The organism is Amycolatopsis palatopharyngis (genome assembly GCF_003385185.1).
GTDB lineage: Bacteria > Actinomycetota > Actinomycetes > Mycobacteriales > Pseudonocardiaceae > Amycolatopsis > Amycolatopsis palatopharyngis.
Genome location: NZ_PQHZ01000005.1, coordinates 18,775 through 43,708 on the forward strand (window position 1 = coordinate 18,775; position 24,934 = coordinate 43,708).

Genomic DNA, 24,934 nt, shown 5'->3' on the forward strand with positions numbered 1-24,934 from the left:
GCCGGCGTGCCCGGCCGGTCGCTCACTTGACCGCGCCCATGGACAGGCCTCGGACCAGATGGTTCTGCGCGATCCAGCCGATGATCATCACCGGTAGCGACGCCATCAGCGCGGCAGCCGACAGCTGTGCCCAGTAGAGGCCCTCGCTGGTGATGAAGCCGACCAGGAACACCGGCACCGTCCCGGCCCGCGCGGCCGTGAGGTTGACCGCGTAGAAGAATTCGGTCCAGGAGAAGATCACACAAATCAGCGCCGTCGCGGCGATTCCGGGCGCGACCACGGGCAGGATCACCCTGCGCAGCAGGGTCGGCAGGTTGGCTCCGTCGATCCGGCCCGCCTCGATCATCTCCTTGGGCACCTCGAGGAAGAACGAGCGCATCATCCAGATCGCCAATGGCAGGTTCATCGCGGTGTACAGCACGACCAGTGCCCACACGTTGTCCAGCAGTGCGAAGTTCTGCGAGATCACGTACAGCGGGATGATCGCGGCCACGACCGGCAGCATCTTCGTGGAGAGGAAGAAACCGAGCGCGTTGCTGGTGTTCTTCACCGGCGCCAGCGACAGGGCGTAAGCCGCGGGGATACCGAGCGCCAGCACGGCCAGGGTCGACAGCACGGTCACGAACGCGGAGTTCCCCAGGTACGGCAGGAACCCGCGGTCGATGATGCCGGCGATCTGCTCCAGAGTCGGCGTGAAGAAGAGCTTCGGCGGATCGGTCGCCGCGTCGGCCTCCTGTTTGAAGGCCGTCAGTGCCATCCAGATCACCGGGAACACGAACAGGATCGCGATGACCCAGGTGGTCACGGTCAGCGCGGACTTGCCGAGCCGGTTGGGTGCCTTCCTGCGCGGGATCGCCACAATGCGATCCTCGCCCACGGTCTGGACGCTCATCGTCACTTCACCCCTTCGTTGACCGAGAAGGCCCGGAACATCAGACGCAGCGCGAAGGTCGCCACGACCAGCGTCATGATCACCACGATGACGCCCATAGCCGACGACTGTCCGATGTCGAATCCCTGGAAGGCCCGCTGGTAGATGTAGAACGGCAGGTTGGTGCTCGCGGTCCCGGGCCCGCCCTGCGTCATCAGGAAGATCGCGTCGAAGCTGTTCACGATGTAGATCGCGCCGAGCAGCGCGGCCAGTTGCAGATACCGGCTCAGCTGCGGCAACGTGATCGAAGCGAAGGTACGCCAGGGGCCCGCCCCGTCGACCTGTGCCGCCTCCAGCACCTCCTTGGACTGCGACTGCAGGCCGGCCAGAATCAGCAGCATCATGAACGGCGTCCACTGCCAGACGATCTGGGTCATCACCGAAGCCAGCGGGAACTGCGAGAGCCAGTCGGTGTTGCCGCCGAACACGAAGTTGAGCAACCCGTACACCGGATCGAACATGGTGGTCTTCCAGATCAGCGCGCCGGCCGCTGGCAGGATCAGGAACGGCGTGATGATCAGTGTCCGGACCACCCCCTGCCGAGAAACTTGCGATCCAGCAGCAAAGCCAGCCCCAGTCCGAGCCCCATGGCGACGAACACGCATACGATGGTGAGCAGCACGGTGTTGAACAGGGCGCCGCGGAACTGGCTGTCCGCGAAGACGTCGACGTAGTTCTGGAACCCGACGAAGTGCTGCGAGCCGGGCCGGACCAGGTTCCAGGACTGGAACGAGTAGAAGACGGTCAGCAGGAACGGAATCTGGGTCACCGCGATCACGAAGATCAGTGCCGGCAGCAGGGGGGCCCTGCGCCGCCAGCCACCGGCGCGGCGGTCGCGATCCGCGCTACGAGGACGTGCTGTGGGTGGTGTGCCCGTGCTGGCCTTCGGAGGTTCTGCCGTGGCCGTGGAAGTCGAGGACATCACTGTGCCTCCTGATAGGACTTGCCTACGGTTTCCGCGTACTCCTGCGACTGCTCCAACGCTTCCTCGACGGTGATCTGACCGGCGATCGCGGCGGACAGTTGCTGGCTCACCCAGGGTGCCAAGGTCCTGGAACTCGGGAATGCCGACGAACTGGATGCCCGGGTAAGGCACCGGCTCGGTCATCGTTCGCTGCTGGTCTGCCTTTTTGATGGCATCCAGAGTGGGTTGCGCGTAGGCACTCGCCGCCTCGCGATACTCGGGAATCTCGTAGGTGGACAGCCGGCAGCCCGGTGGGACCGCGTTCCAGCCGAACTCCTCACCGATCATCCGCACGAAGTCCTTGTCGGTCATCCACCGCATGAAGTCCCAGGCGGCCTGCTTGTGCTCGGTGACCTTCGGCATCGCCAGCGACCAGGCGTAGAGCCAGCCACTGGACTCCGTCTCCATGACGGGCGCGGGCACATACCCGGACTTGCCCACCACCCTGCTGTCCGACGGGCTCTCGTTGGTACCCGCCATTACGGTCGCGTCGTACCACATCGCCGCCTGCCCCTGCGCGTACCTGTTGCCGCACTCGGAGAACCCCGCACTGGAGGCACCGACCTCACCGTGCTCCCGGATCAGGTTGACGTAGAACTTCGCCGCGGCGGTGAACTCGGGCGAGGTCAGCTGCGCGTTCCAGTCCATGTCGAACCACCGGGCACCGAAGGTGTTCGCGACGGTGTTGAACGGGGCGAGGCTCTCGCCCCAGCCAGGCTTACCGCGCAGGCAGATCCCGGCGATTCCGGCCTGGTCGTCGTCGAGCACAGCGGCGAACTCGGCGATCTGCTCCCAGCTCGGGTTCGCGGGCATGGTCAGACCGGCCTGCTCGAACAGGTCCTTCCGGTAGGTGACGAACGAGGACTCGCCGTAGAACGGCACGGCGTACATCGAGTCCTCGTAGGACAACGACTCCCTGATGCTCGGGATGAAGTCATCCTGGTCGTACTCCGGGTTCGCGTCGATGTAGGGCTGCAGGTTCTCCAGCCAACCGTTCGCCGCCCACTGCGGCGCCTCGTAGTTGCTGATCATCACCACGTCGAACTCGCCGCCTTCGGTCGCGGTGGAGGCGGTGATCTTCGCGCGGGCCTGGTTCTCCGGCAGGGACACGAACTTGAGACTGACACCCGGATGCTCGGCCTCGAACCGATGGGAGAGCTCGATGGCGTCGTTCATCTGCGGGTTCGACACGATGGCCACCACGAGCGTCTGCCCGCCCGCGCCCAGCGCACCCGCTCCGGCGCAGCCGCTCAGCGTGAGCACGGCCACCAGCAGGGCGGCCAGGCCCCGTCGGCGGCGAAATGCCCTGGCAGTCCTAAACATTGTCGCCTCCTGGCAGAACCTGCACCTTCAGTCCGGCACCGCTGCGCATCAGGTCCAGCGCCTCCGGGTACTGCTCCAGCGGCAGGGTGTGGGTGAGCAGCGGCGCCGTGTCGATCGCACCGGACGCGACGAGGTCCAGCGCCGGGCCGAAGCTGTGCAGTACGGCCATCGAGCCGACGACGGTGATCTCGTCGTTGTAGATCCGGAACGGCGAGAGCGCGACGCGGGCCTGCTCGGGAGCCACGCCGAAGACGAGGAGCCTGCCGCCCCTGTGTAGTGAGTCGAAGGCGGCCTCGATCGCCGGGACGGCTCCACTGCAGTCGGCGGCCGCGTCGAACCGCTCACCGTCGAGCTCCGCGACGTCGCCGGCCACCGCGCGAGCGCCGAGTTCGGTGGCCCTGCCGAGGCGGGCGGTGTTGCGATCCACCACCGTCACCTCGGCACCGGCCCGCTGCAGCAACTGCTGCATGATCAAGCCCATCGTGCCCGCTCCGACCACGAGGAACCGTTCGCCGGCCTCCACGCCGACCCGGCGCACGCCGTGTACCGCGCAGGACACCGGTTCCACCAGAGCGCCCTGTTCCCAGGTCATCTCGTCCGGCATGCGATAGCAGTTGGCCGCGGGGACCGCGACGTACTCGGCGAACGCACCGTCCACCGTGTCGCCGGTCGCGCCCCAGTTCGCGCAGAGGTTGCCGTGACCGGCCCGGCAGGGACCGCAGTACCCGCAGAACAACGAGGGGTCCACGGCGACGCGGTCACCCACCCGCCAGTCGCCGGGAACATCGGCACCGAGCTCGATGATCTCACCGGCGAACTCGTGGCCAGGCACGATCGGGTAGGGCGTCGGCGGGAAGTGCCCGTCCGCGATGTGCAGATCGGTACCGCAGATGCCGCATGCCCCCACTTTCAGGACCACCTGGCGATCGCCGGGCTTCGGATCGGGTACGTCTCCTACCCGGATCGAGCCTGGTGTGTCGATGATCGCGGCGCGCATGCCACTCCACCTCTCAGTTGGGTTCGCACTGTCGCTCATATGAGCACCTTGAGATCGGATGCGCGTCAGCGCATGTCAAGGCATTGAAGATCTCCTGCCGTAGTTACGTCAACCTTTCGAGGGTTTTTCGTGCTATCTTGCTCATATGAGCGCCATACGTCTGGTAGACACCATCACCGGGCCGGACGCGGCGGTGCACGCCGCGTCCATCGCCCGGCGCTTCTACGTACAGGGCAGATCGAAGCTGGAGATCGCGGAGGAGTTCGGGATCAGCCGGTTCAAAGTCGCCCGAATACTTGACGCGGCACGGGAAGCGGGACTCGTGCGAGTCGAGTTCGACATTCCGGCTCCGGTCGAACTGACGTTGTCCGACGAGGTCAGGGTCGCGTACGGACTGCGCAGAGCGCTGGTGCTCGAACGAGCACAATCAAGCGAGACCAAACAGGAGCTTCGACGCCGGATCGGCGCGCTCGCGGCCGACCTGCTCACCGAGATCGTCACCCCCGATGACGTCCTCGGCCTGTCGTGGGCACGGTCGGTCAACGTGATGGCCGATTTCGTCCGGTCACTGCCTCGTTGCCCGATCGTGCAGCTGTGCGGGGTTCAGGCGGGGATCGACTCTCGCGATCGGTCCGTGGAGACGGTGCGCCGGATCGCCGCGGTTTCCGGCGGCGATGCCTACCCGATCTTCGGGCCGCTGGTGCTACCCGACCGGCGCACCACGGAGATCCTGCGCAGACAGCCGGGAATCGCGGAGACCTTCGCCCAGTTCGGCAAGCTGACCAAGGCCGTGGTGAGCATCGGTTCCTGGCAACCCGGCGAGTCCACTGTGTATGACGCGGTGGCCGACGCGGAGCGGGCGACGATCGAGAAGCGCGGCGCGAAGGCGGAGGTCGCGGCGCGGCTGTTCGACGCCGACGGCAATCCGATGTCCACCGGGCTCGCCCACCACGTGCTGGCGATCAGCACCGAGGAGCTGCTCCGGGTCCCCGAGGTGATCGCCCTCGGCTACAGCACACCGAAGGCCGAGGCCGTCGATGCCATGCTGCGCACCGGAATGGTGACCACCCTCATCACCGATGCCGACACGGCGGAGATCCTGCTCGACCTCGCCGCCAAACGCCCCCCAAAGCACTGAGACCCGCACTTTCCCGGGAAAGCGCGATACCCCGCGCATGCACCCACCGCACTTTCCCGGGAAAGTGCGGGACTAGAGCTGGTCTACGCGGGTTACGCGGACGACGGCGGCGCCTGCTTCGTCGGAGGCGGCCAGGTCGACCTCGGCGCTGATGCCCCAGTCGTGGTCACCCGCCGGATCGTCGAAGATCTGCCGGACCCGCCATACCTCCGCCTCGCGTTCGATGAGCAACAACGCGGGGCCTCTTGCGTCCGGTCCGATGCCGATCTCGTCGTGCTGCTCGAAGTAGTCCTCGAGCGCGTCCGCCCATTCGTCGGCGTTCCAGCCCGAGGCGGCATCGAGTTCGCCGAGTTCCTCGTACGCACGCCGCGCCGCGAGCTCGACGCGCCGGAACAGCTGGTTGCGCACCAGCACACGGAACGCCCGCTCGTTGCGGGTCACCGGCGGCGGCCCCTCCGGCAGGGACGGACGCACCTCGCCCTCGGTGTGCTCGTCGGGGTGGCGCAGCGCCTCCCACTCGTCGAGCAGGCTCGAGTCCACCTGGCGCACCAGTTCGCCCAGCCACTCGATGAGGTCCTGCAGCTGCTCGGACTTCGCCTCGTCGGGAACCGTGTGCCGCAACGCGTCGTAGGTGTTCGCGAGGTACCGCAACACCAGACCCTCTGAGCGAGCCAGGGAGTAGAAACCGACGAACTCCACGAAGTTCATCGCCCGCTCGTACATGTCCCGTACGACCGACTTCGGCGACAGTTCGTAGTCAGCGACCCACGGATGGCCCTGCCGGTAGGTCTCGTACGCGGCGTGCAGCAGCTCCTCCAGCGGCTTCGGGTACGTGATGTTCTCGAGCAGCTCCATCCGCTCGTCGTACTCGATGCCCTGGGTCTTCATCTCGGCCACTGCTTCCCCGCGCGCCTTGAACTGCTGCTGTGAGAGCACCGGGCGAGGGTCATCCACGGTTGACTCCACAATGGAGACGACGTCCAGCGGATAACTCGGGGACTCCTTGTCCAGCAAGTCGATCGCGGCCAACGCGAACGGCGACAGCGGCTGGTTCAGGGCGAAGTCGAACTGCAGGTCGACGGTCAGCCGGACGTAGCGGCCCTGTTCGTCTGGTTCGGACAGTTGTTCGACGACACCCGCGGCCAGCAGTGCGCGGTAGATCGCGATCGCGCGCAGGATGTGCCTGCGCTGTGCGGGACGGGGCTCGTGGTTGTCCTCCAACAGGTGCTTCATCGACTCGTAGGCGTTGCCCGGCCGGGAGATGACGTTGAGCAGCATCGAGTGGCTGACCTGGAAGCTAGAGGTCAGCGGTTCCGGCTCGGCGCCGACGAGCCGGTCGAACGTGCTCTCCGTCCAGTTGACGAATCCCTCGGGCGCCTTCTTGCGCACGATCTTGCGCTTCTTCTTCGGGTCGTCGCCCGCCTTCTCCAGCGCCTTGGCGTTCTCCACCACGTGGTCGGGCGCCTGCACCACTACGTAGCCGTCGGTGTCGTACCCCGCGCGCCCCGCCCGGCCCGCGATCTGGTGGAACTCACGCGCCTTGAGGTGGCGCTGGCGGACACCGTCGTATTTGGTCAGCGCGGAGAAGAGCACGGTGCGGATCGGGACGTTGATACCGACGCCGAGGGTGTCGGTGCCACAGATGACCTTCAGCAGCCCCGCCTGTGCGAGCTGTTCGATCAGCCTGCGGTACTTCGGCAACATGCCGGCGTGATGCACGCCGACACCGTGGCGGACCAGCCGGGAGAGGGTCTTGCCGAAACCCGCGGAGAACCGGAAGTCACCGATGGCCTCGGCGATCGCGTCCTTGTCCGCCCTGCTGGACGGGTTGATGCTCATCAGTGCCTGCGCGCGCTCGATGGCGGCGGCCTGGGAGAAGTGCACGATGTAGATCGGCGCCTGCCCGCCGTGCAGCAGCTCGGAGATCGTCTCGTGCATCGGCGTCAGCGCGTAGCGGAAAGTCAGCGGGACAGGGCGCTGCGCCGAGGTCACCACCGCGGTCGAACGCTCGGTACGCCTGGTCAGGTCCTTCTCGAAAAACGAGACGTCGCCCAGCGTCGCGGACATCAGCACGAACTGCGCGTGCGGCAGTTCCAGCAACGGCACTTGCCATGCCCAGCCGCGATCGGGCTCGGAGTAGAAGTGGAACTCGTCGGCCACGACCTGGCCGACGACCTCCCTGCCCTCCTCGGGGCCGAACCGCAAGGCCATGTTCGCCAGGATCTCCGCGGTGCAGCAGATGATCGGCGCGTCGGCGTTGACGCTGGAGTCGCCGGTCATCATGCCGACGTTCTCGGCGCCGAAGATGTCGATCAGGGAGAAGAACTTCTCCGACACCAGCGCCTTGATCGGCGCCGTGTAGAAGCTCCGTCTGCCGTGGGCCAGCGCGGTGAAATGCGCGCCGACCGCGACGAGGCTCTTGCCAGAGCCGGTCGGGGTGGACAGAATGACGTTCGCTCCCGACACCACCTCGATCAGCGCTTCCTCCTGCGCCGGGTACAGCTCGATGCCGCGCTCGGCGGCCCACGAGGAGAAGGCCTCGAACAGCGAGTCGGGGTCGGGGGTTGCGGGCACGGCGTCGGCGAGACTGACGAGGTTGGGATCCATGGTGCCCTAGATGGTGCCATCCCGGCCCGAGGGCACCAGGGGTGATCGCGGCTTCGGTCGGAAACCCGTAGGCTGCCCGCAGGCGCGCGCGGCCGGGGATGACACTCCTGCCCGCGTGCACACAGGCGGTTATTCCGGAGGGTCGTAATGGCACAGGACATCATCCCGATCGAACTCGGGCTGCCACAGGGTGACCTGGTGACCCTGTGGGCCCCGCGCTGGCGGGAGGACGGCGAGGAATGGGAGGCGTTCCTCGGCGACGAGGAGGATCTGTACGCCTTCCCGGACGCCGCGCACCTTGCCGCGTTCGTACGCACCGCCGAGCAGCACGACCTCGTCGACCATCCGGCGTGGGAGATCGTTCCCGCGCTGAACGTGCCGGAGCTGATCCCGGACGACGACCACTCCTACGACCTGGTCGGCGTGCCGGAGATGGTCGCCGACGAGCCGGACTCCTGGACGATCGGCGAGCTCGCCGAGATCGTCGGCATCGTCCGCTCACTGGCGGACGTGTGCGAACTGGACGAGGTCCACGAGGTGCTCGACGCCTACGAGGGTTTCTCGCTGCTGGAGCAGGGGCGGTTGCCGTTCACCGGCCGGGAGGGCCAGCGGCTGTGGAACGACCTGTCCGCGGCGGTCTCGGAGAAGTGGGACAGCGTCCTGGACGCCATCGACCAGCTGGTCACCGTTCCTTCGGTGGACGCGGCGACGCTGGAGGCGACTGCTGAGGAACTGGCCGCCTTCCACGAGGAGTCGGCCGAGGCCGAGGCAGGCGTGGACAGCGAGAACGACGACCTGGACACGGTCGACTCGGACGACGCCGAAGCCGCTGGGGCCACCGACTCCGACGACACCGACGACGAGCCGGTCGGTTTCTGGGGCGAGGTCGGCATCGACCCGATCAAGATCGTCACCAGCGACCAGGAGTACTACACCCTGCGCTGCTACCTCGACGACGAGCCGATCTTCCTCGGCTCCGACGGCGAGATCGACGTGTACACCTCGGAGCGGGCGCTGGCACGTGGCCTCGCCGACAGCTCGAAGTTCGGCGATACCGACCTCGCCGACGTCTCCACCTGGAGCACGGTGCGTGACGCGGCGACCGCGGGCGAGTTGGAGGTCGAGGTCGACACCGACAACACCTACGTGCTGGCCGGCCTGGACGCGGACCTCGCCGAGGGCGTGGACGCGATCGACCCGACCCAGCTCGAGCTGGCGGTGGAGCTGCTGACCGACGCAGCCGACTGGGCGGGCGACGACAGTGTCGCCGCCGCGCTGACCAAGTCCGAGAGTCTCGGCTGGCTGGTGTCGTTCGTGCTGCGACCAGAACCGAACCGGCTCGCGCCGAGCGCTCCGTTCGACGCCGAGCAGAGCGCCTGGCGCAAGCTGGTCGAGTCCTTCGAGGACCGTCTGCGCAGCCACTGACTCACGGCTCGGCGCGCTCGGCACGTACTGGAACAAGGCCGATCGCCAGCAGCGGGAAGATCGCGGTGACGGCGAAGGCCAGCGCGTAGCGGGAGTCGCCGATCAACAGGCCCAGCATCGGCGGCGTCAGTGAAGCCGCGACGTTCTGCGCGGTGTTCTGTGCCCCCATCGCCCGGCCCGACCACGCGACGCCGGCCAACTCGGCCGATGCGGTGAACCCGAGCACGTTGTCGCTGACCGTGACCACGGCGGCGAGGACCAGCGCGAGCAGCACGAGCCAGGGCCAGCTCGCGTCGCCGATGGCGACCAGCAGCATCACCGCGGCGCTGGCGCCTGCCAGCAGGCGCATCGGCCGGAGCCTGCTGCCCACACGATCCGACCAGTGCCCCGCCACCAGCCTGCCCGCCGCGCCGAGTCCCTGCACCGCGGCCAAGAACCAGCCCGCGGCCAGTGGGCTCCAGTCGTGCATCGCCACGAGGTAGACCGGCGCGAAGGCCGAGACCGCGAACTGCGGCACCACCAGCAGGGCACTCGCACCGTGTACCCGCCACAGCGTGGACGTCCGGTACGGCGAGCTACCCCGCGCCGGCGCAGCGGCCGTCGGTCCCGGCCGCTGCGGCCGGGGTGGGTCCACCACCAGTAGCAGTACGAGAACCGCGGCGATGAGCGCGAACACGGCGGGAAACAGCATCGCCGCCCGGAAACCCCAGTGCTCGGCCAGTGGCGGGAGGGCGAGCGCGGCGATGCCGACGCCAAGCGGCTGCGCCGTCTGGCGGATCCCCATCGCCAGCCCCCGCTCGCGTTCGGCGAACCAGCCCATCACCACCCGCCCGCTCGCGGCGTTGACCGAGGCGGTGGCCGCGCCCGCGAGAAGGAACAGTACGAACAGCGTGCCGAGCGAATGCCCACCTGCGCCCGCGGAGAGCAGCAACGCTCCCGAGACTCCCAGCCCCAGCGCCATGACCAGCCGCTCGCCGAAACGGTCCGCGGCCGCGCCCCAGGCGATCAGCGTGAAGAGCAGGCCGATGCTGGGAGCCGCGACCACCGTGCCCGCCTGCGCCAGCGACAGTCCTTCCGCCGCCCGCATGTCCGGCACGAGGAACGGGATCCCGTACAGGAAGGTGCAGCTGGCCGTCTGTCCGGTCAGGCCGAGGCAGAGGATCAGCCAGCGACGCGGCGCCACCTTTAGATCCTGATGCTGCTCCTGCTGCGCACGTCGCACGGCCACGGCTACCGTCCCAGTATTTAGGAAGGACTTCCTATATCCTGGATATTACTTCGCAACGCTAAGCAATGCAAGCGCGCAGGGTCACCGGCGCCACCTGTTCGATCGAGGGACGAGGGTCAGCCGAGTAACTCGGCGTAACCAGGCTTGATCACGTTGTTGATCAGGGCGAGGCGCTGGTCGAAATCGAGGAAGGCGGATTTCATCGCGTTGATCGTGAACCACTGGATGTCCGCCCAGTCGTATCCGAAAGCGTCCACCAGAGCCGCGAACTCCGAGGAGACGGTGCAGCCGCTCATCAGCCTGTTGTCGGTGTTCACGGTGACCCGGAAACGCAGCTTGGCGAGCAGGCCGATCGGATGCTCGGCAATGGACTTCGCGGCACCGGTCTGCACATTGGACGATGGGCACACCTCGAGCGGGATCCGGGTGTCGCGGATGTATGCCGCCAACCGTCCCAGGTGGAGACCGTCCGCTCGTTCCTCGATGTCATCCCTGATCCGGACACCATGCCCGAGCCGTTCGGCTCCACAATGCTGAATCGCCTCCCAGATGGAAGCGAGACCAAATGCCTCTCCGGCATGAATGGTGAAATGCGCATTACTGGTTCGAAGGTATTCGAATGCGTCCAGATTACGGGTGGGCGGAAAGCCGGCTTCGGGACCGGCGATGTCGAAACCGCCGACACCGGAATCGCGATAGCGGACGGCGAGCTCGGCGATCTCGTGCGCGCGGGCGTGCTGACGCATCGCACAGAGCAGCGTGACCATACGGATCCGCCTACCTCGCTCGGCCGCCCGGCGTTCACCCTCGGCAAACCCCGCCTGCACAGCCTCGATCACCGCATCGAGTGACAAACCGCGCTCCACGAACAGTTCCGGCGCGTACCGCACCTCCGCGTAGACCACGCCGTCTTCTGCCAGATCCTCCGCACATTCCGCAGCTACCCTGACCAGCGCTTCCTCGGTCTGCATGACACCGCAGGTGTGGGCGAAGGTCTCCAGGTACGACTCGAGCGAGCCGGAATCGGCGGCCGCGGTGAACCAGCGGCCGAGTTCGTCGACGTCGGTGGTGGGAAGTCCCTGGTAGCCCGTGCTCTCGGCCAGTTCGACCAAGGTCCGGGGGCGCAGCCCCCCGTCCAGGTGGTCGTGTAGCAGCACCTTGGGAACTCGGCGAATGGATTCGAGCGTAGGAAGGTCAACGGCTGGCATACTCCGCACAGTACCGCCGCTCCCGCGGTGCGGATCCGTCCATCGAACACGTCGAACACCCGGAGACAATCCGGTAAACGACCTGGACATGCTGGGCCGATCGGCGGTGCGTTATCACCTGCGCGGCGCAACTCTCAGCCTGAACTTAACCCTCAGCTCGTACGGACCCGGCTACCATTCGGCCAACGGAGTTGCGCACGTCATTCTCATTTTCGTGGGGGCGATACTCACAGCAATTCGACACTAGATAAGCTGCCGCCCACGTCCCATCCTTTCCCCGCCGATGAAGGACACCGCAGTGACCACTGACAACCACCTTGCAGCCCCGTCCTTCGACCGGATGCGCAACATGCTGGTGCGCGCGGCCGAGGTCCGGGAGAGCGAGCAGCAGCAGATCTTCGACGCCCTCGACGACATCTACGCCCGGCTCTCGCCGGTCGACTCGCTCGGCGCGGTGCGCAAGCGGCTGTCCGAGTTGCCCGACCGCACCGAGGTCGGCGTCCTGGCCGAGCGCCTCGACGAGGCCATGTCCCGTCTTGAGGCACAGGACAACGCCATCGCGGCGGTCGCCCGTTCGGTGGAGGCCATCGTCGACAAGCTGGCGAAGCCGTTCGCCCAGCTCGACGGCAGGCTCGACGGAGTCGGCGCGCGCTTCGAGGGTGTCGCAGGCCGGATGGACGGCCTCGAGGACAAACTCCAGAACATCCACCGCAGGCTCGACGAGCTGGGCGGTCACCTGGACAAGCAGGACGACAAGCTCGACGCGCTGCCCGCATCGGTGCACGGCCCGGTGCGCGAGCGCATCGAGAACTCCGAGGCCGCCCTGCGCGACCGGATCGACACCGTCGCCGACGCCACCAAGGACCGGATCGACGCACTCGACACCTCCACCCGCGAGCGGATCGAGGCCAACACCGAGGCGCTGCGCACCACGGTCACCGAGACCGGCGACATGGTGGACCCGTCGAGCCGGCTCGACGGCCTCGCCGAGCGGCTCGAGCAGGTCACCAACCGCCTCGACGAGCTGGGCGGCCGCCTCGACAAGGTCGAGGACGGCGTCACCACTCAGATCGGCGACCTGAACGGCTCGGTCAAGTCCGGCCTGTCCAAGGTGGAGACCACCATCTCCGCCCGGCCGGACACCGATTCGGTCACCTCCGTGGTGAAGAAGAGTGCCGAGGAGTCCGAGCGGCGCATCGGTGGCCAGCTCGACGAGGCGATGGCGACCTTCGCCGAACTGATGCTCGGCGGCGGCCCCGCTCCGCAGCCCGTCCCGGCACCGCCCGCACCGAGGCAGCCGCGCCGTGCGCGCAACGGCCGCTCGCCCAAGGCCGTCACGGACAAGGCGAAGAACGGCAGCGGAGACTCCACCGAGGAAAGCGAGAGCTGACCAACGGCGCGGCTGGCGGGACGCCTCAGCCGCGTACGGTCTCGAACACGATGCCCCCGCCCTGCGCGGGGGCATCGTTGTGTGCGCTGTTCGTCGGCTCGGCCACCACGACACCGCCGCGCAGCGACTCCAGTGCGGCGGGAACGGCGTCCGGGGTGTCGGTGTGCAACTCCAGCAGCGGCTGGCCTGCCTCCACCCGCGCCCCCGGCTTGACCAGGCAGCGCACGCCCGCCGCGAGTTGCACCGGGTCCTCCTTGCGCGTCCGGCCCGCACCGAGCCGCCAGGCGGCGACGCCGACCGCGTAGGCGTCCAGTGTGGCGAGCGTGCCCGCGTGTTCGGCCTCGACGACGTGCACGTGCTCCGGCTCGGGCAGTGGCGCGTCCGGGTCGCCGTCCTGTGCGCGGATCATCCGGCACCAGGTCTCGTAGGCGCGGCCGTCAGCGAGCACGGCCGCTGGGTCGGTGTCGATGCCGGCCAGCGCGAGCATCTCCCTGGCCAGCGCGAGCGTCAGCTCCACGACGTCGGCGGGTCCCCCGCCACGCAGCACCTCGACGGCCTCGGCCACCTCGACGGCGTTGCCGACGGCACTGCCCAGCGGGACGCTCATGTCGGTGAGCAGCGCCGTCGTGGCGACCCCGTGTGCCGTACCGATATCCACCAGGGTGCGGGCCAGTTCGCGGGCCTGCTCCCTGGACTTCATGAACGCCCCCGAACCGGCCTTGACGTCGAGCACGAGTCCGGCAGAACCCTCCGCGATCTTCTTGCTCATGATCGAACTGGCGATCAGCGGGATCGACTCCACGGTCGCGGTGACATCGCGCAGGGCGTAGAGCTTGCGGTCCGCGGGCGCCAGCGACGGGGTCGCCGCGCAAACGACCGCGCCGACATCCTCCAATTGCCGGATGATCTCCTCGGTGCTGAGCGCGGCCCGCCAGCCCGGGATGGCCTCCAGCTTGTCCAGCGTGCCGCCGGTGTGCCCGAGCCCGCGGCCGGACAGCTGGGGCACCGCCGCACCGCAGGCCGCGACCAGTGGCGCGAGTGGCAGGGTGATCTTGTCGCCGACGCCGCCGGTGGAGTGCTTGTCCACGGTCGGCCTGGAGACCGCGAGCGAGAGACGATCACCGGAGTCGATCATCGCTCCTGTCCACCTGGCGATCTCGGCGGCGTCCATGCCGCGAAGGAAGATCGCCATCGCGAGCGCGGACATCTGCTCCTCGGCGACCGCGCCCCGGGTGTAGGCATCGACGACCCAGCTGATCTGGGCCTCGCTGAGCCTGTCACCGTCGCGCTTGGTACGGATGACGTCCACCGCCGCGAAGGGCTCCTGAGCCACGCGTGCTCCTTCCACTCGCCTCGGTTGCGTTCAGCCGGGCAGATCCGCAGGGCCGAAGGCGTCGGGCAGGACCTCGGACATCGGCAGGACACCGCGCGGGGTGTCCACCAGGCAGGCGCCCCCGCCCAGCTCGAACAGGATCTGCCTGCACCGCCCGCACGGCATCAGCAGCTCATCGGCACCGCTGCGGCAGGCTACGGCGACGAGCCGTCCCCCGCCGCTGAGCCGGGCCTGCCCGGCCATCGTGCACTCCGCGCACAGACCCAGCCCGTAGGAGGCGTTCTCCACGTTGCAGCCGAGCACCTCGCGACCGTCGTCCATGATCCCGGCGACGCCGACCAGCAGCCCCGAGTACGGCGCGTAGGCGAGCTGAGCGGCGCGGACCGCACTGGCCCGCAACGCATCCCAGTCGACGACTGTGCCAGACATGCCTAGTCCCCCTCACCGCGCCGATAACGCCGCCCGATCGACCGGGGCGGGCGGAGCTTCTGCGCCGACACCGCCAGCACGATCAGCGTGACGAAGTGCGGGGTGTAGGGGATCAGGTCACGCGGCAGCGCGTCGTTGGACCAGTAGATGTAGTACAGGATCCCGGCGCCCGCCGCGGACAGCAGCGCGGGGAACCACTGCTTGCGCACCAACTGGATCACCACGATCACCACCAGCAGGACCACCACGCCGTACAGCAGCGAGAGCACCGCCTCGCCGCCACCGGAGAGCTGCAGGCCGTCGGCGTAACCGAACAGCGCCGCACCGCCGAGCAGACCACCGGGCCGCCAGTTACCGAAGATCATCGCCGCGAGACCGATGAACCCCCTGCCGTTGGTCTGGTTCTCCAGGTAGTCCGCACCGCCGGGCAGCAGCACCAGCGAGGCACCACCCATGCCTGCCAGCCCGCCGGAGATCGCCAGCGCGACGTACTTGTGCAGGTAGACGTTGACCCCGAGCGACTCCGCCGCCACCGGGTTCTCGCCGCAGGACCGCAGCCGCAGGCCGAACCGGGTGCGCCAGAGGATCAGGTAGCTCACCGGCACCAGCAGAAGTGCGAGCACAGCCAGCGGGGTGACCTGGGTGATCAGGCCACGGATCAGGCCCGCGGCGTCGGAGATGAACACCCGCTGCATGGCCTCGATGTCCCCGAGCCAGTCGGAGAGGAAGGTGGCCGAGTAGGTGTCGTACTTCGGCACCACCGGTGACTGTCGCGGGTTACCGGAGATCGGCTCGAAGATCAGGTTCGCGAGGTACTTGGTGACCCCGAGCCCGAGCAGGTTGATCGCCACACCGGAGACGATGTGGTTGACCCCGAAGGTCACCGTCGCGACCGCGTGCAGCAGCCCGCCGAGCCCGCCGAACAGGATCGCGGCGGCGAGTCCGGTCCAGACACTGCCACCGAAGTACGCGCCCCAGGCCGCACCCCAGGTGCCGAGGATCATCATGCCCTCGAGCCCGATGTTGATCACGCCGGAACGCTCGGCCCACAACCCGCCGAGCCCCGCGAGCAGGATCGGCAACGCGAGGCGCAGCGCGGTGTTGGCGGTGTTGGACGACGTCAGCACGTCCATGCCGGTCGCGTACGAGGCCGTGGCGAGCACGGCGATCGCGGCGACGGCCCACATCAGGCCCCGAGCCCAGCCCGGAATCCGCCGCTTCGACAGTTCGCCTCCACGCGGCCCGCTGACCGGGCTCGGGGAGTTGATCACCGTGTTCGTCACAGGGCACCTCCGTCTCGCACGCTCGCGGGTTTGCGCCCGTTCCCGGCCAGCGCCCTGCCGACGCGCCGCTGTTCGGCGGCGATGTCGGCACGCTTGACGATCTCGTAGGCCACCACGACCGAGAGCACGATCGTGCCCTGAATGATCGTCGCTATCTCCTTGGGCACCGCGATGGCCTCCAGCGAGACGGCGGACTTGTCCAAATAGGCCCACAGCAGCGCGCCGAACGCGATGCCCGCGGGATGGTTGCGCCCGAGCAGGGCCACCGCGATGCCGGTGAAGCCGTACTGCTGAGTCGAGGTGATGCCGTAGCTGTAGTCGCGCCCCAGTAGTTCGGGCAGCGCCACCAGACCGGCGACCGCACCGGAGAGCAGCATCGCCGCGAGCACCATCTTCTTCGCGTCGACACCGCCTGCCGAGGCGGCGGTGGTGGACTCGCCACTGGCCTTGAGCTCGAAGCCGAACCGGGTGCGGTTCAGCATGAACCAGTAGGCGTAACCGACGGCGGCGGCGATGAACACGAACCCGAAGAGCGTGCCCGCGTTACCGAACGGAATGCCGGGAACCCAGCCGCTTTCCGGGATATCCCTGGTGCTGACGTTGTTTCCGGTCTGCACACCGAACTGGTCCGGGTTCACCAGGAACGCGATGATCCCGCCCGCGATGGCGTTCAGCATGATCGTGGAGATGACCTCGCTGACCCCGCGGGTGACCTTGAGGATCGCCGGGATCGCCGCGTAGGCCGCACCGGCCAGCGCCGCGACCATGATGATCACGAAGGTATGCAGCACCGGCGGGAGTTGCAGCGCCCCGCCGACGATCGCGGCGACGATCGCGGCGAACCGGTACTGGCCCTCCACGCCGATGTTGAACAGGTTCATCTGGAAGCCGATGGCGACAGCCAGTCCGGCCAGGTAGTACACGGTGGCCAGATTGACCGTGTCGACCGCGATGGAGCCCTCGGTGAGCTGGCTCAGCATCGTGCCGTAGGCCAGCAAGGGGTCCGCACCGGAGATCAGCAGCGCGATCGAGGACAGCAGGAGCGCGAAGATGATCGCCAGCAGCGGCGGAAGCAGCGCCGTGCGCCAGGACTTCATGAACCGTCACTCTCCCCCGTGCCGTCGGCCGGGTCGGCCGGATCGGACACTGTGGACGCTCCGGTCATCGCCGAACCGAGCTCCTGCGGGGTGACCGTGCGCGGGTCCGCCTCGGCCACGAGTCTGCCGCGCAGCATGACCCGGATGGTGTCGGACAAGCCGATCAGCTCGTCCAGGTCCGCCGAGATGAGCACCACGGCGAGGCCGTCCGCCCGTGCCGTGCGGATCTGCTCCCAGATCAGCGCCTGCGCGCCGACGTCCACACCCCGGGTCGGGTGCGAGGCGACGAGCAGCACGGGTTCTCCGGAGAGTTCCCTGCCGACCACGAGTTTCTGCTGGTTACCGCCGGAGAGCGCCCCGGCGAGCACCTCGATGCCCGGTGTCCGCACGTCGAACTGCTCGACGATGCGGCTGGTGTCCTTGCGCGCGCCCGCGCGGTCGATCAACGGTCCTTTGGCGACAGGTCGGCGAGTCTGGTAGCCGAGCACCCGGTTGACCCACAACGGTTGGTTCAGCAGCAGTCCGTGCCGGGTGCGGTCCTCGGCGATGTAACCGATGCCCGCTTCCCGGCGGCCGAGCGTGCCCAGCTTCGTCAGGTTCCGGTCCCCTTCGTCGGTCACCAGCTCGACCGCGCCGGAGGTCGCCTTGCGCATGCCCATGATCGTCTCGACCAGTTCGGTCTGCCCGTTGCCCTCGACACCGGCGATGCCGAGGATCTCCCCGGCGTGCACGGTGAAGGAGATGTCGTCGAGCACCGCGCGTTCGCTGTCCTCGGCGGCGAGTCGCAGGTCCCGCACCCGCAGCACATCGCGATCGGTCACTGTGGACTCGCGGGTCTCCGGACTGGGGAGCTCGCTGCCGACCATCATCTCGGCGAGTTCGCGGGAACTGACCTGTTTGGGATCGGCGGTGCCGACCGTGGCGCCACGGCGGATCACGGTGACCGTGTCGGCGATCGCCCGCACCTCGTCGAGCTTGTGCGAGATGAACAGGAAGGTGAAGCCCTCCTCCTGCATGGCGCGCACGGTTTCGAACAGTGCGTCGACCTCCTGGGGAACGAGCACCGCGGTCGGCTCGTCGAGAATGATGATCCGCGCACCGCGGTAGAGCACCTTGACGATCTCGACCCGCTGCCTGTCGGCGACGCCGAGCCGTTCCACCAGCAGGTTCTGGTCGGCGCGCAGCCCGGTGCGATCCTCGAGTTCGGCGATCCGGCGCGAAGCGGCCTTGCCGATGCCGTACAGGTTCTCCGCGCCGAGCAGCACGTTCTCCCGCACGGTCAGGTTGTCGGCGAGCATGAAGTGCTGATGCACCATGCCGATCCCGGCACGGATGGCGTCCTGCGGGTTGCGCAGGCGCGCCTGTTCGCCGTTGATCGTGATGGTGCCCTCGTCCGGCTGCTGCATCCCGTAGAGGATCTTCATCAGCGTGGACTTGCCCGCACCGTTCTCGCCGCAGAGGGCGTGTACCTCCCCCGCGCGGACGGTGAGGTTGACGTCGGAGTTCGCCACGACGCCGGGGAAACGCTTGGTGATGCCGGCCAGTTCGACGACCGGTTCACCCCGCGGGACGGGGTCTGATGTGCTCATGTTCCTGCTGGGCTCCCCATGAAATCACGGCGTGGGACCAGAAGAGGGTCACCCTTCTGGTCCCACGCCCGTGATCTGCGGTCAGTTCTCCGGTTTGTCCGAAACCTTGATCGTGCCGTCCACGATCTGCTGCTTGTAGCCCTCGAGGACCGGCGTGATGTCGTCGATCATGCCGCCGGAGGTGGAGTAGCCGACCCCGTCCACCTCGAGGTTGAAACGCTCGGGCAGCGTCGAGAGGTCATCTTCGGCGACCGCGGCGATGTAGTCGTAGACCGCGACGTCCACCCGCTTGATCATCGAGGTGATGATGACGTCGTTGACCGAAGCCAGCGTCTTCTGGTTGTACTGGTCGGAGTCCACACCGATGGCCTTCGCCCCGCCGGACTTGGCCGCCTCGAAGACGCCCTTACCCGAGGCGCCTGCGGCGTGGTAGAGCACGTCAGCGCCCTTGGAGACCTGGGCGCTGGCGACCACGTTGCCCTTGCCAGGGTCCTGGAAACCGGAGATGTCCCCGGCCGGGGTGAGGTAGTCCCGTTCGATCGTGACCTTGTCCGAGACTGCCTCGGCGCCCTGCACGAAACCTGCCTCGAACTTGTGGATCAGCGGGGTGTCCACGCCACCGACGAAACCGACGTGGCAGTTCTCGCTCTTGTAGACGGCTGCGACACCGGCGAGGAAGGAACCCTCCTCCTCGGCGAACACCAGCGGGGTCACGTTCTCGGCCTCGACGGAGTTGTCGTCCACGATGGCGAACTGGGTGTCCGGGAACTTCGGTGCGACCGCCTTCAGTGCCTCGGCGTAGGCGAACCCGACCGCGACGATCGGGTTGAAGCCCTCGTTGGCCATCTGGCTCAGCCGCTGCTGCTTGGAGGCCTCGTCCTCGGTGGCGGACGCGGTGCTCTCGGTGGTGTCCGCAACGCCCATCTGTTCCACCGCACGGTCCACACCGGCCGCTGCGGCGTCGTTGAACGAGGCGTCACCCCGGCCGCCGACGTCGTAGGCGAGACCGACCTTGAGCTTGCTCGCGTCGACGTCCGCTCCCGCGGCGCTCTCACTAGCGGATTCCGCGGGCGGAGCGGGCGGGGCCTGCGCGGTCACGCACTCGCCCGCATTGCCCCCCTCGTTACCCGAGGCGTTGTCATTGTTGCCGGAGTCCTTGGCGCAACCTGCCAAGGCCAGCACACCAGCCGCGGCGATCGCCACGATCCGGCCACCACGCATTGAACGCACGGTGTATCTCCCTCCCCGCTGTTCCAGCGGACAAACCGAGAACGGCCCGGACTCTGCGATGCCGGGCCGACTGGCGAACGGTACCGGTCAGTGAGAAGGCCGCCAACGGCGAATACACCCTACGTAATCTAAATGTTCACTCAGCCCCGCGCATGGCGACGACTCGATCACGTTACGTGTTCAACGCCATCGGGGGCGGATTCCCCTGATTCCCGTACAACCGTCCTCAGGGAGACGTGTACCACACGTCCTGTGTCTGGTCCATCACACAGAACAACCCGAGGTTGGGCGGGTGTGAAGGGGCGGGTCTAGCATCCCTTGCATCCACGCTCGATGACCATGACCCCGGCACCGTCGCCGAACCGTCCCAGGTGGACGCGCCTCACGATGGCAACCGGAGTTCTGATCAAGCGGGCTCAGTCCAGCCACGACGTTGGAGGCCTTTCACCGATGTCCACCACGGCTAGCACCGCCGCAGCGGCGGAGGCGAGCGATCGGGCGGGTGCCTCGCGCCGGAACGGAACGTTCTACCGCGGCGACCCCGGAATGTGGTCCTGGGTGCTGCACCGCATCACCGGCGTGCTCACGTTCTTCTTCCTGTTCGTTCACGTGCTCGACACAGCACTCGTCCGGGTGTCCCCGAACGTCTACGACGAGGTCATCGAGACCTACAAGTCGCCACTGGTCAACCTCCTCGAGGTCGGCCTCGTCGGCGCGGTCCTGTTCCACGCGCTCAATGGCATTCGCGTGATGCTGATCGACTTCTGGGAGCCGGGCCCGCGTTACCAGCGGCCCATGCTGTGGACGATCATCGGCATCTGGATCCTGGTGATGGTCCCGGGCACTTACTACATGCTCGAGCGGACCGTCTCCGACCTGCTCGGAGGGGCGAACTGATGACCAACGAATCCCTCACCCTGGACAAGCCCCGCTCGCCACGCAGGCCGGCCGCCCGCCGCAGCAACTTCGAGCTGTACAGCTGGCTGTTCATGCGCCTGTCCGGCCTCGCGCTGGTGGTCCTCGTGCTCGGCCACCTGTTCATCATGAACATCCTTGACGGCGGCGTGCACCGGATCAACTTCGCCTTCGTCGCGGGCCGCTGGTCCTCCCCGTTCTGGCAGTTCTGGGACCTGTCGATGCTCTGGCTCGCCCAGCTGCACGGCGGTAACGGCCTGCGCACGATCATCGACGACTACGCCCGCAGGGACAGCACCCGCTTCTGGCTGAAGATGGTGCTCTACGTCTCGATGTTCGTCATTCTCGTCGTCGGCACGCTGGTGATCTTCACCTTCGACCCCGACATCGCGGCCAGCTGACCCCCACCAGGAGAGTTCTTCTCATGCAGTTCCACAAATACGACGTGTTGATCGTCGGAGCGGGCGGCGCGGGCATGCGAGCGGCGATCGAGGCCGGTCAGCGCTCGCGCACAGCGGTGCTCACCAAGCTCTACCCGACGCGGTCGCACACCGGCGCGGCCCAGGGCGGCATGTGCGCCGCGCTCGCCAACGTCGAAGAGGACAACTGGGAGTGGCACACCTTCGACACGGTCAAGGGTGGCGACTACCTGACCGATCAGGACGCCGCGGAGATCATGGCCAAGGAGGCCATCGACGCGGTGCTCGACCTGGAGAAGATGGGGCTGCCGTTCAACCGCACCCCGGAAGGCAAGATCGACCAGCGTCGCTTCGGCGGGCACACCCGCGACCACGGCAAGGCCGCCGTGCGCAGGGCCTGCTACGCGGCCGACCGCACCGGGCACATGATCCTGCAGACGCTGTACCAGAACTGCGTCAAGCACGGAATCGAGTTCTACAACGAGTTCTACGTTCTCGACATCACGCTCAGCACCAACGAGTCGGGTGAGCAGGTCGCGTCCGGCGCGATCGCGTACGAGCTCGCGACCGGGGAGATCCACGTCTTCCAGGCCAAGTCGATCGTGTTCGCCACCGGCGGCTTCGGCAAGGTGTTCAAGACGACGTCGAACGCGCACACGCTGACCGGCGACGGCATGGGCATCTACTACCGCAAGGGCCTGCCGCTGGAGGACATGGAGTTCTACCAGTTCCACCCGACCGGTCTCGCCGGGCTCGGCATCCTGCTCACCGAGGGTGCGCGAGGCGAGGGCGCGATCCTGCGCAACGCCGACGGCGAGCGGTTCATGGAACGTTATGCACCGACGATCAAGGACCTCGCACCACGCGACATCGTCGCCAGGTCGATGGTGCTCGAGGTGCTCGAGGGCCGTGGCGCGGGGCCGAGCAAGGACTACGTCTACCTCGACTGCACCCACCTCGGCGCCGAGGTGCTGGAGTCGAAGCTGCCGGACATCACCGAGTTCGCCCGTACCTACCTCGGCGTGGACCCGGTGCACGAGCCGGTCCCGGTGTACCCGACCGCGCACTACGCGATGGGCGGGATCCCGACCAACGTGCACGGCGAGGCGCTGCGGGACAACGAACACGTCATCCCCGGCCTGTTCGCCGCAGGCGAGGTCGCCTGCGTCTCGGTGCACGGTTCCAACCGGCTGGGCACCAACTCGCTGCTGGACATCAACGTGTTCGGCCGCCGCGCGGGTATCGCTGCCGCCGAGTACGCGTCGGGCCACGACTTCGTCGAGCTGCCGGAGACCCCGGCGAAGATGGTCGAGGGCATGGTCGAGCACCTGCGCACCGCGCACGGTGGCGAGCGCGTCGCCGACATCCGCACGGCCCTGCAGCAGACGATGGACACCAACGCCGCCGTCTACCGCACCGAGGAGACGCTGAAGCAGGCACTGTCCGACGTGCAGGCGCTCAAGGAGCGCTACGGCCGGATCGCGGTGCAGGACAAGGGAAAGCGGTACAACACCGACCTGCTGGAGGCCGTCGAGCTCGGCTTCCTGCTGGACCTCGCCGAGGCTCTGGTGCACGCCGCACTGGCACGTAAGGAATCTCGCGGCGGGCACGCCCGCGAGGACTACCCGAACCGGGACGACACCAACTTCATGCGGCACTCGATGTCGTACAAGGTGTTGCCGGAGAAGGAAGACCCTGATGCCCCGCTCGGGCTGACCGGGTTCCTCGCCGACATCCGGCTGGACTACAAGCCGGTGGTGTTCACCCGCTACGAGCCGATGGAGCGCAAGTACTGATGCCTTCCGAAGTACTACCTCCCGCTGAGGAAGTGAAATGACTGCTATCGCCGAGCCCACCACCGGCTCCCACGACACCTCGGAGATCCCCGCGCCGGAGGGCTCCGTCACCATCACGGTGAAGATTCTGCGGTTCAACCCGGAGCTGGACTCCGAGCCGCACTGGGAGTCCTACGACGTCCCGGCGCTGCCCACCGACCGGGTGCTCAACCTGCTCACCAACATCAAGAGCTATGTGGACGGCACGCTGTCGTTCCGCCGGTCCTGCGCCCACGGCATCTGCGGCTCCGACGCCATGCAGATCAATGGGATCAACCGGCTGGCCTGCAAGGTGCTGGTGAAGGACCTGCTTGGGAAGAAGGACACCGCAGGCAAACCCTCTGTTGTCACCGTGGCGCCGATCAAGGGCCTGCAGACGATGAAGGATCTCTATGTCGACATGGAGCCCTTCTTCGAGGCCTTCAAGGCGGTCAAGCCTTACCTGATCGCCTACGGCAACGAGCCGACCCGTGAGCGGATCCAGTCGCAGGCGGACCGGGAGCGCTTCGACGACACCACCAAGTGCATCCTCTGTGCCTGCTGCACCTCGGCCTGCCCGGTGTACTGGAGCGACGGCTCGTTCTTCGGACCGGCGTCGATCGTCAACGCCCACCGGTTCATCTTCGACTCGCGCGACGAGGGTTCCGAGGAGCGGCTGGACATCCTCAACGACACCGAGGGCGTGTGGCGCTGCCGCACGACGTTCAACTGCACCGACGCCTGCCCCCGTGGCATCCAGATCACCAAGGCGATCCAGGAAGTGAAGCGCGCGCTGCTGTTCCGCCGCGTCTGAGCTGTCACGCCGTCAGGGCCATCTCGCGTTCATCGGACGCGGGGTGGCCCTTTTGGCGTTCGGACCAGAATTTCGTCGAAAAATTCGGGAGGCGGTGTCGGATCAGGGCGGAGTCGTTCGTAGAAGGGGTGAGAGGCCGCCCACGAGGGGCGGCGGCGACCCGGAGGAGCTCAGATCATGAAGCTGACGACCATCACGCACGTCACTGTGGACGGAGTGATGCAGGGACTCGGCGGGCCGGAGGAGGACCGCGGCGACGGATTCGAGCGCGGCGGATGGGCCCTGCCGCTGTTCGAGAACGAGGCCGAGACGTGGCTCGGCCAGGTCTTCCAGCGCGCCGACGCGTTCCTGTTCGGCCGCCGGACCTACGAGATCTTCGCCGACTCCTGGGGAACCGGCTCCTGGGGGACGGATCAGGGCGACAACCCGATCTCGGTGGCGTTGAACAAGCGGCCCAAGTACGTGGCATCGACCAAACTCGCCGATCCGCAGTGGGCGGACACGACTGTCCTCGCCGGAGACGTCGCGGCCGCCATCGGGGAGCTGAAGGCCAAGCCCGGCGGCGAGCTGCAGGTGCACGGCAGCGGCGACCTGGTTCGCTGGCTCGTCCGCAACAATCTGGTCGACGAGATCACCTTGGTCACCTATCCCCTGATCGTCGGCCAGGGCACGCGGCTGTTCCCTGCCAACGGCCCGGACACGGCACTCGAGCTGGTCGACTCGCGAGCCATCCCCAACGGGGTGACGATCCAGATCTACCGGCCCGGCGGGCGCCCGCGGTATGCCACAGCCTGAAGCCC

Annotated in this window: 19 protein-coding genes and 2 pseudogenes; 8 read left to right on the forward strand and 13 right to left on the reverse strand. The window is 67.4% G+C overall.

The genetic code is table 11. The annotated features are described in order from the left end of the window. Positions 1 to 22: 22 nt before the first annotated feature. The 4 genes and pseudogenes from D0C15_RS04910 to D0C15_RS04925 all read right to left on the reverse strand — a co-directional run bounded on the left by D0C15_RS04910 (position 23) and on the right by D0C15_RS04925 (position 4,215). Positions 23 to 892 (reverse strand): carbohydrate ABC transporter permease, encoded by an 870-nt coding sequence (locus tag D0C15_RS04910; RefSeq protein ID WP_116041168.1) that lies wholly within the window; start codon positions 890 to 892, stop codon positions 23 to 25. A 2-nt stretch (positions 893 to 894) separates the two neighbouring features. Next, a pseudogene (locus D0C15_RS04915) lies at positions 895 to 1,853 on the reverse strand (carbohydrate ABC transporter permease). Then, positions 1,853 to 3,218, reverse strand: a pseudogene (locus D0C15_RS04920) (ABC transporter substrate-binding protein). Before D0C15_RS04920 ends, D0C15_RS04915 begins: the two co-directional pseudogenes overlap by 1 nt. Continuing rightward, positions 3,211 to 4,215, reverse strand: a complete 1,005-nt coding sequence (locus D0C15_RS04925; RefSeq protein WP_116041170.1) for a zinc-dependent alcohol dehydrogenase family protein — start codon at positions 4,213 to 4,215, stop codon at positions 3,211 to 3,213. Before D0C15_RS04925 ends, D0C15_RS04920 begins: the two are co-directional and overlap by 8 nt. A gap of 145 nt (positions 4,216 to 4,360) precedes the next feature. Here D0C15_RS04925 and D0C15_RS04930 point away from each other — a divergent pair, with 145 nt between their 5' ends. Continuing rightward, on the forward strand, positions 4,361 to 5,353 hold the full coding sequence (locus tag D0C15_RS04930; RefSeq protein WP_116041172.1) for a sugar-binding transcriptional regulator: 993 nt from the start codon (positions 4,361 to 4,363) through the stop codon (positions 5,351 to 5,353). A gap of 72 nt (positions 5,354 to 5,425) precedes the next feature. Here D0C15_RS04930 and D0C15_RS04935 read toward each other — a convergent pair whose 3' ends face one another. Beyond that, on the reverse strand, positions 5,426 to 7,960 hold the full coding sequence (locus tag D0C15_RS04935; protein WP_116041173.1) for a DEAD/DEAH box helicase: 2,535 nt from the start codon (positions 7,958 to 7,960) through the stop codon (positions 5,426 to 5,428). Between the two features lie 147 nt (positions 7,961 to 8,107). Here D0C15_RS04935 and D0C15_RS04940 point away from each other — a divergent pair, with 147 nt between their 5' ends. Further along, positions 8,108 to 9,385, forward strand: coding sequence for a primosomal protein (locus D0C15_RS04940; RefSeq protein ID WP_116041175.1), 1,278 nt, complete (start codon positions 8,108 to 8,110; stop codon positions 9,383 to 9,385). 1 nt (position 9,386) lies between these two features. Here D0C15_RS04940 and D0C15_RS04945 read toward each other — a convergent pair whose 3' ends face one another. Further along, positions 9,387 to 10,613, reverse strand: coding sequence for an MFS transporter (locus D0C15_RS04945; RefSeq protein WP_245975569.1), 1,227 nt, complete (start codon positions 10,611 to 10,613; stop codon positions 9,387 to 9,389). Positions 10,614 to 10,729: 116 nt separating this feature from the next. Continuing rightward, a complete protein-coding gene (locus D0C15_RS04950) occupies positions 10,730 to 11,821 on the reverse strand; it encodes an adenosine deaminase (protein WP_116041177.1) in 1,092 nt (363 codons plus the stop codon). 298 nt (positions 11,822 to 12,119) lie between these two features. On the opposite strand from D0C15_RS04950, the gene D0C15_RS04955 reads away from it, so the two are divergent. Then, complete coding sequence (locus tag D0C15_RS04955) at positions 12,120 to 13,211, forward strand: PA containing protein (RefSeq protein ID WP_116041178.1); 1,092 nt, start codon at positions 12,120 to 12,122, stop codon at positions 13,209 to 13,211. A gap of 25 nt (positions 13,212 to 13,236) precedes the next feature. On the opposite strand, the gene D0C15_RS04960 is transcribed toward D0C15_RS04955, so the two are convergent. From D0C15_RS04960 to D0C15_RS04985, 6 genes are all read right to left on the reverse strand, one after another. Further along, positions 13,237 to 14,544 carry a thymidine phosphorylase gene (locus D0C15_RS04960; RefSeq protein ID WP_116041180.1) on the reverse strand — a complete coding sequence of 436 codons (1,308 nt, stop codon included), beginning with the start codon at positions 14,542 to 14,544 and terminating at the stop codon, positions 13,237 to 13,239. Between the two features lie 30 nt (positions 14,545 to 14,574). Next, complete coding sequence (locus D0C15_RS04965) at positions 14,575 to 14,973, reverse strand: cytidine deaminase (protein WP_116041182.1); 399 nt, start codon at positions 14,971 to 14,973, stop codon at positions 14,575 to 14,577. 2 nt (positions 14,974 to 14,975) lie between these two features. Continuing rightward, entirely contained in the window at positions 14,976 to 16,244 is a 1,269-nt protein-coding gene (locus D0C15_RS04970) for an ABC transporter permease (RefSeq protein ID WP_245975590.1), read from the reverse strand. 8 nt (positions 16,245 to 16,252) lie between these two features. After that, positions 16,253 to 17,353: an ABC transporter permease gene (locus tag D0C15_RS04975; RefSeq protein ID WP_116041184.1), complete on the reverse strand. Its 1,101-nt coding sequence runs from the start codon at positions 17,351 to 17,353 to the stop codon at positions 16,253 to 16,255. Continuing rightward, positions 17,350 to 18,942, reverse strand: coding sequence for an ABC transporter ATP-binding protein (locus tag D0C15_RS04980; RefSeq protein WP_116041186.1), 1,593 nt, complete (start codon positions 18,940 to 18,942; stop codon positions 17,350 to 17,352). Before D0C15_RS04980 ends, D0C15_RS04975 begins: the two co-directional genes overlap by 4 nt. 81 nt (positions 18,943 to 19,023) lie before the next feature. Continuing rightward, positions 19,024 to 20,163, reverse strand: coding sequence for a BMP family lipoprotein (locus D0C15_RS04985; RefSeq protein WP_116041188.1), 1,140 nt, complete (start codon positions 20,161 to 20,163; stop codon positions 19,024 to 19,026). A 459-nt stretch (positions 20,164 to 20,622) separates the two neighbouring features. Here D0C15_RS04985 and sdhC point away from each other — a divergent pair, with 459 nt between their 5' ends. The 5 genes from sdhC (at position 20,623) to D0C15_RS05010 (ending at position 24,929) form a co-directional block, all read left to right on the forward strand. Continuing rightward, on the forward strand, positions 20,623 to 21,069 hold the full coding sequence (sdhC, locus tag D0C15_RS04990; RefSeq protein ID WP_116041190.1) for a succinate dehydrogenase, cytochrome b556 subunit: 447 nt from the start codon (positions 20,623 to 20,625) through the stop codon (positions 21,067 to 21,069). Beyond that, complete coding sequence (locus tag D0C15_RS04995) at positions 21,069 to 21,488, forward strand: succinate dehydrogenase hydrophobic membrane anchor subunit (protein ID WP_116041192.1); 420 nt, start codon at positions 21,069 to 21,071, stop codon at positions 21,486 to 21,488. Before sdhC ends, D0C15_RS04995 begins: the two co-directional genes overlap by 1 nt. A gap of 23 nt (positions 21,489 to 21,511) precedes the next feature. Beyond that, the gene (gene sdhA, locus D0C15_RS05000) at positions 21,512 to 23,302 is read left to right on the forward strand and encodes a succinate dehydrogenase flavoprotein subunit (protein ID WP_116041194.1); all 1,791 of its coding nucleotides are present in this window, start codon (positions 21,512 to 21,514) and stop codon (positions 23,300 to 23,302) included. Between the two features lie 37 nt (positions 23,303 to 23,339). Then, on the forward strand, positions 23,340 to 24,134 hold the full coding sequence (locus D0C15_RS05005) for a succinate dehydrogenase iron-sulfur subunit (protein WP_116041196.1): 795 nt from the start codon (positions 23,340 to 23,342) through the stop codon (positions 24,132 to 24,134). A 177-nt stretch (positions 24,135 to 24,311) separates the two neighbouring features. After that, positions 24,312 to 24,929: a dihydrofolate reductase family protein gene (locus D0C15_RS05010; protein ID WP_116041197.1), complete on the forward strand. Its 618-nt coding sequence runs from the start codon at positions 24,312 to 24,314 to the stop codon at positions 24,927 to 24,929. Positions 24,930 to 24,934: the final 5 nt, after the last annotated feature.

Coding starts and splice junctions, on each gene's coding strand:
- D0C15_RS04935 (WP_116041173.1), bottom strand. CDS start 7,960: ATGGATCCCAACCTCGTCAGTCTCGCCGACGCCGTGCCCGCAACCCCC.
- D0C15_RS04910 (WP_116041168.1), bottom strand. CDS start 892: ATGAGCGTCCAGACCGTGGGCGAGGATCGCATTGTGGCGATCCCGCGC.
- D0C15_RS05005 (WP_116041196.1), top strand. CDS start 23,340: ATGACTGCTATCGCCGAGCCCACCACCGGCTCCCACGACACCTCGGAG.
- D0C15_RS04940 (WP_116041175.1), top strand. CDS start 8,108: ATGGCACAGGACATCATCCCGATCGAACTCGGGCTGCCACAGGGTGAC.
- D0C15_RS04975 (WP_116041184.1), bottom strand. CDS start 17,353: ATGAAGTCCTGGCGCACGGCGCTGCTTCCGCCGCTGCTGGCGATCATC.
- sdhA (WP_116041194.1), top strand. CDS start 21,512: ATGCAGTTCCACAAATACGACGTGTTGATCGTCGGAGCGGGCGGCGCG.
- D0C15_RS04930 (WP_116041172.1), top strand. CDS start 4,361: ATGAGCGCCATACGTCTGGTAGACACCATCACCGGGCCGGACGCGGCG.
- D0C15_RS04965 (WP_116041182.1), bottom strand. CDS start 14,973: ATGTCTGGCACAGTCGTCGACTGGGATGCGTTGCGGGCCAGTGCGGTC.
- D0C15_RS04980 (WP_116041186.1), bottom strand. CDS start 18,942: ATGAGCACATCAGACCCCGTCCCGCGGGGTGAACCGGTCGTCGAACTG.
- D0C15_RS04985 (WP_116041188.1), bottom strand. CDS start 20,163: ATGCGTGGTGGCCGGATCGTGGCGATCGCCGCGGCTGGTGTGCTGGCC.
- D0C15_RS05010 (WP_116041197.1), top strand. CDS start 24,312: ATGAAGCTGACGACCATCACGCACGTCACTGTGGACGGAGTGATGCAG.
- sdhC (WP_116041190.1), top strand. CDS start 20,623: ATGTCCACCACGGCTAGCACCGCCGCAGCGGCGGAGGCGAGCGATCGG.
- D0C15_RS04950 (WP_116041177.1), bottom strand. CDS start 11,821: ATGCCAGCCGTTGACCTTCCTACGCTCGAATCCATTCGCCGAGTTCCC.
- D0C15_RS04925 (WP_116041170.1), bottom strand. CDS start 4,215: ATGCGCGCCGCGATCATCGACACACCAGGCTCGATCCGGGTAGGAGAC.
- D0C15_RS04995 (WP_116041192.1), top strand. CDS start 21,069: ATGACCAACGAATCCCTCACCCTGGACAAGCCCCGCTCGCCACGCAGG.